At 66.6% G+C, this 1,451-nt stretch carries 3 protein-coding genes; all 3 read left to right on the top strand.

Going from position 1 to position 1,451, the window contains the following annotated elements:
• A partial coding sequence (locus ACFV20_RS36915) for a phosphatase PAP2 family protein (protein ID WP_385665500.1) occupies positions 1-406 on the top strand: 406 nt, incomplete at its 5' end.
• A 148-nt stretch (positions 407-554) separates the two neighbouring features.
• Positions 555-1,055, top strand: a complete 501-nt coding sequence (locus tag ACFV20_RS36910) for a hypothetical protein (protein WP_385665497.1) — start codon at positions 555-557, stop codon at positions 1,053-1,055.
• Positions 1,052-1,451, top strand: a 400-nt coding sequence (locus tag ACFV20_RS36905) for a hypothetical protein (protein WP_385665495.1), incomplete at its 3' end; no start/stop codon positions are given. The genes ACFV20_RS36910 and ACFV20_RS36905, both read left to right, overlap by 4 nt.

Below are 1,451 nucleotides of genomic sequence, written 5' to 3'. Positions count from 1 at the left end.
GCTCAAGGGCCGCGGATCCGTCACCGACCACCACGTGAGGGTGCGCTCGCAGCGTGCCCCGATCCTGGCGGCGTCGGCGGTGTCCCTGGGCGTGGGAGCGCTTGTCCTGCTCCTGCTGGATGCCCCCGCCGGCCTCTTCGGCGAGATTGGCGGCGTCTTCATTGGGCTGATGATCTGCATGGCAGCGAACCTGGCGTGGAAACTCTCGGTCCATTCCGCCGTCGCGGCCTACGTGGGCCTGGCCCTGCTGGCACCCGTCCCGGTGTTCGGGCCCGCGCTGGTACTGATGCTGGCCTCGGCAACCGGCTGGTCCCGGATCAAGCTCGGCGACCACACTCCCACCCAGGTGCTCGCCGGTCATCTGGCCGGCTGTGTTGCCTTCGCCGCCGCCCTGCTGCTGCCCTGACCTTGCCCCCGCCGCTTTCCCGACACCTTCCCGATACCTTCTCCGACACCTTGCCTCGGCGTCGGGCTCCTGATGTGGGATAAAGTCGCAGGGTCCGTGCCGGTCATTCGGGGCACGGCTGCAGGTGTGGGACAAGGACGGGGAATTCATGGCACTGCGTTTTACCAAGTCAGCGGGCAGTGAAGGGGAACGCGCGGCTTCCAGGGCAGTAGTGGAGGCGCTGAATCTGGCCGAGCACGTCAGCTTCGAGGACCTGCTGGCCGCCGTGTCCACAGCCCACGGCAAACCCATTGAACTGCACGATATAGACCACGGAATCATTCCCGCTGTCACCGGCCTGTGGATCGAAAAGGAAAAGAAGTCCATCATCCTGCTGCCCGCCGGGGACAACCGCCTTCACCGCACCCATGCAGCGTGCCACGAGTTCGGACACATCCTGCTGCAGCACCAGGGCTGCGGGGGAGTGGAGACCGCAACCCCGTCCGTCTTCGCGCACGTCGGCAGTCGCCGGGGCATCAAGACCATGCTGGCCCGGTCCCTGGACTGGAACGAGACCGAACGCGCCGCCGAGCACGTGGCCTACCTGTTATCCCTCTCGCTGCTGGGAGACCGCGGCAGTTCCAGCGACTTTGAGCGGACGTTTATATGACGTACCTGCAGGTTGCGCCCGTCCTCGTGCTGTGGGCCGTGGTGGCCATCCGGCTGCTCGGACTGCGGTACGGGTGGAAGGCGGGGGTGCTTCCCGCCGTAAGCGCTGTAGCGATCGCGGGAACCCTGAACATCGACCCGGTGTACCTGGCTGTTGACCAGGCACTGGGTGGCCGGAACGTGATGAACCTGGTGATCCACCTGCTGGTGGGTGCCGGCATGACGGACCTGAGCCGCCTGCTGCTGCAGGTCACCGGGCGGGGCCGGCGGGTGAAGGTGCTGCTCGCCGTTGGGCTTGTCCTCGGGGCAGCGCAGATCGTGCTGCTCGCGGTGTCCGACACCCGGGGGTCCGCCGCAAGTTTCACGGATACCTTCGGCAACATCCCCACCATTGCCT

This window comes from Streptomyces sp. NPDC059696 (genome assembly GCF_042733745.1).
GTDB lineage: Bacteria > Actinomycetota > Actinomycetes > Streptomycetales > Streptomycetaceae > Streptomyces.
Note: the sequence above shows the minus strand (reverse complement) of the source record. Positions and strands in the feature narration are given on the sequence as shown.